Annotated in this window: 3 protein-coding genes; all 3 read right to left on the bottom strand. The window is 72.5% G+C overall.

Translation table 11 applies throughout. The features are described 5' to 3' along the window. Positions 1-1,353 (bottom strand): DNA recombination protein RmuC, encoded by a 1,353-nt coding sequence (gene rmuC / locus ABDW35_RS35065; RefSeq protein WP_343718466.1) that lies wholly within the window; start codon positions 1,351-1,353, stop codon positions 1-3. Positions 1,354-1,395: 42 nt separating this feature from the next. Beyond that, positions 1,396-2,670 (bottom strand): phosphopyruvate hydratase, encoded by a 1,275-nt coding sequence (gene eno, locus ABDW35_RS35070; RefSeq protein ID WP_343718467.1) that lies wholly within the window; start codon positions 2,668-2,670, stop codon positions 1,396-1,398. After that, positions 2,667-2,917, bottom strand: a 251-nt coding sequence (locus tag ABDW35_RS35075; protein ID WP_343718468.1) for a hypothetical protein, incomplete at its 5' end; no start/stop codon positions are given. The genes ABDW35_RS35075 and eno, both read right to left, overlap by 4 nt.

A 2,917-nucleotide genomic window follows, 5' to 3' on the forward strand; every position in this document is an offset into this window, starting at 1 on the left:
CTATGGCGTCTCGTCCTCAGCCGCGGTGGGCATCTCCGCTTCGGGCGCGTCCAGCTCGAGGACCGGCGCGGCCCGGTCCATCGGCAGCTCCTCGACCTCGCGCAGCTTGCGGTGGATGGCGCGGCTACGGACGCCGATCTGGTGGATCACGTTCTGGCCCTCCTGCAGCTTCTTCTCGACCTTGGACATCAGCTCGCCATAGGTGCGGAACTCGGTCTTCACCGCGCCCAGCACCTGCCAGATCTCGGCCGATTTCTCCTGGATCGCCAGGGTGCGGAAGCCCATGCGCAGGCTGGACAGGAAGGCGCCCAGCGTGGTTGGGCCCAGGATGGTGACGCGGTGCTGCTCGCGGATCGATTCGCGCAGGCCGGGGCGGCGCAGCACCTCGGCGAACAGCCCCTCGGTCGGCACGAACAGCACGGCGAAATCGGTCGTCGTCGGCGGGCAGATGTACTTCGTCGCGATGCGCTTGGCCTCGTCCCGCATCCGCCGCTCCAGCGCCGCGCCCGCCTTGGCCGCGGCCTCGGCGTCGCCGGCCTCGATCGCCAGGATCAGCCGCTCGTAATCCTCCTGCGGGAACTTGCTGTCGACCGGCAGCAGCACGCCCTCGGGCAGGCGGATGGCGAACTCCACCGTCTCGGTGCTGTCGGCGCGCGGCCGGGCGTTGCGCACCAGCTGGTCTTCGGTCAGCACCTGCTCCAGCAGGGCATCCAACTGCTCCTCGCCGAAGGTGCCGCGGGTCTTCACGCCGGACAGCATCTTCTTCAGGTCGCCGACGCCGCCGGCCAGCACCTGCATCTCGCCCAGGCCCTGATGCACCCGCTCCAGCCGCTCGCTGACGGTCTGGAACTGGGTCTGCAGCCGCGCCTCCAGCGTCGCCTGCAGCTTCTCGTCGACCGTGGCGCGCATCTGCTCCAGCTTCGCCTCGTTCTCCTTGCGCAGCGACTGCAGGTTCAGATCAATGGTCTCGCGCAGCCGGTTCTGGCTCTGCGCCATCGACTCGGACAGGGCCTGCAGCCGGGCGGCGACGGTGTCCAGCCGGGTCTGCTGGGTCTCGCCGATCGCCTTCATGGCCCCGACCAGGGTGTCACCGGTGTTGCGCAGCGACGACGCGATCTCCTGCCGCTGCCGGCTGTCCCGCGCCTCGGCCGAGGCATCGGCGCGCCGCTCTGCCGTCTGAAGCTCCTGCGCCATCCGCGCCAGGTCGGCGCGCAGGTCCTCGATCGCTCCGCTCAAGGGCGCGAGATCCAGCTTCGGCCGGCGGAACAGGGCGACCAGCAGGGTCAGGACGGCGACGCCGAGGATGGCAAGGCCGAGAATGCGCAGATCGATCAAGGCGAGGTCGAAGCTCATGGACTCATCCGGTTGCGGGACGGCAGAACACCCCGGATGGGGTCACCCGCGCAAGACGCTTCGGCCGGCGAAGACGGCGCGGCCCCCCAGCGCCTCCTCGACCCGCAGGGCCGCGTTCCACTTCGCCATCCGCTCCGACCGGGCGAAGGACCCGACCTTGAGCTGGCCGATGCCCCAGCCGACCGCGAGGTCGATGATGGTGGTGTCCTCGCTCTCGCCCGAGCGGGCGGAGACGATGCCGCCCAGGCCGGACTCCCGCGCCGCATCCCAGGCCGCCTTCGCCTCGGTCAGCGTGCCGCGCTGGTTCGGCTTGATCAGCACGGTGGTGCAGGCCTGCGCCACGGCGGCATCGCGCACCCGTGCCGCGTCGGTGACCAGGAAGTCGTCGCCGACCACCTGCACCCGGTCGCCGATCGCCGCGGTGACGGCGCGGAAGCCGGCGGCGTCGTCCTCTGCCACCGGGTCCTCGACCGACACGATCGGCCAGCGCCGGGTCCAGCCGGCCACCCGCTCGACCATCTGCCCTGTGTCCAGGTCCTGCCCCTCGAAGCGATAGCGGCCATGGCGCCCGAACTCCGACGCGGCGATGTCCAGCGCGATCGCCACCTCCTCGCCCGGCCGGCGGCCGGCGCGCTCGATGGCGCGGACCAGCATGTCCAGCGCCTCAGCGGCGTCGGCGAAGTCAGGCCAGAAGCCGCCTTCGTCGGCGACGCCGTACAGCTTGCCGGCATCGGCCATCAGCGACCCGGCGGCGCGATAGACCTCGGCGGTCCAGTCCAGCGCCTCGGCGAAGCTGCCGGCGCCGGGGCAGACCACCAGGAAATCCTGCACGTCCAACCGCCGCCCGGCATGGGCGCCGCCGCCGAAGATCTGGATCTCGGGCAGGGGCAGCAGCGTGGCCGCGTCGTCGCCCAGATGGCGCCACAGCGGCAGGCTGGCGGCGGCCGCGGCGGCATGGGCCGCGGCCATCGACACGGCCAGGGTGGCGTTGCCGCCCAGCCGCGACTTGTCGGGCGTGCCGTCCAGCTCGATCAGCGCCCGGTCCAGCCCGGCCTGATCTGCGGCGTCGAAGCCGGCCAGGGCGCGGGCGATCTCGCCATTCACAGCGCCGACCGCGCCCTGCACGTCATGGCCGCCGAAGGTCGCACCGCCATCGCGCCGGTCCAGCGCCTCGCCGGAGCCGGTGGAGGCACCCGCCGGGGCAATGGCGCGGCCGGTGGTGCCGCCCGCCAGCCGGATCTCGGCCTCGACCGTCGGCCGCCCCCGGCTGTCCCAGACGCGCCGGCCGCGGATCCCGGCGATGGTGGTGGAGGTCACAGGCTCAGCTCCTCTGCCCAGGCGGTCCGAATGTCCACCAAGCGCGACGGCGGGTCCAGCAGCAGGGCGCGGGCCACGCGGCGCACGCGGTCCTTCTGGGCCGGGTCGGTGAGGTACTCGGCCGGCGACTTGCCGTCGACCCGGGCCAGGAACAGGCCGGGCAGCAGCCGGGCGGCGCGGGACTCGAAGGCGCCGGCCGGTTCCCAGTCCACGCTGGCGCGATGGGCATCGGCCAGGGCATCGAAGC

The organism is Inquilinus sp. (assembly GCF_039594555.1).
In the GTDB taxonomy this organism is placed as follows: Bacteria; Pseudomonadota; Alphaproteobacteria; order DSM-16000; family Inquilinaceae; genus Inquilinus.

Coding starts and splice junctions, on each gene's coding strand:
- rmuC (WP_343718466.1), bottom strand. CDS start 1,353: ATGAGCTTCGACCTCGCCTTGATCGATCTGCGCATTCTCGGCCTTGCC.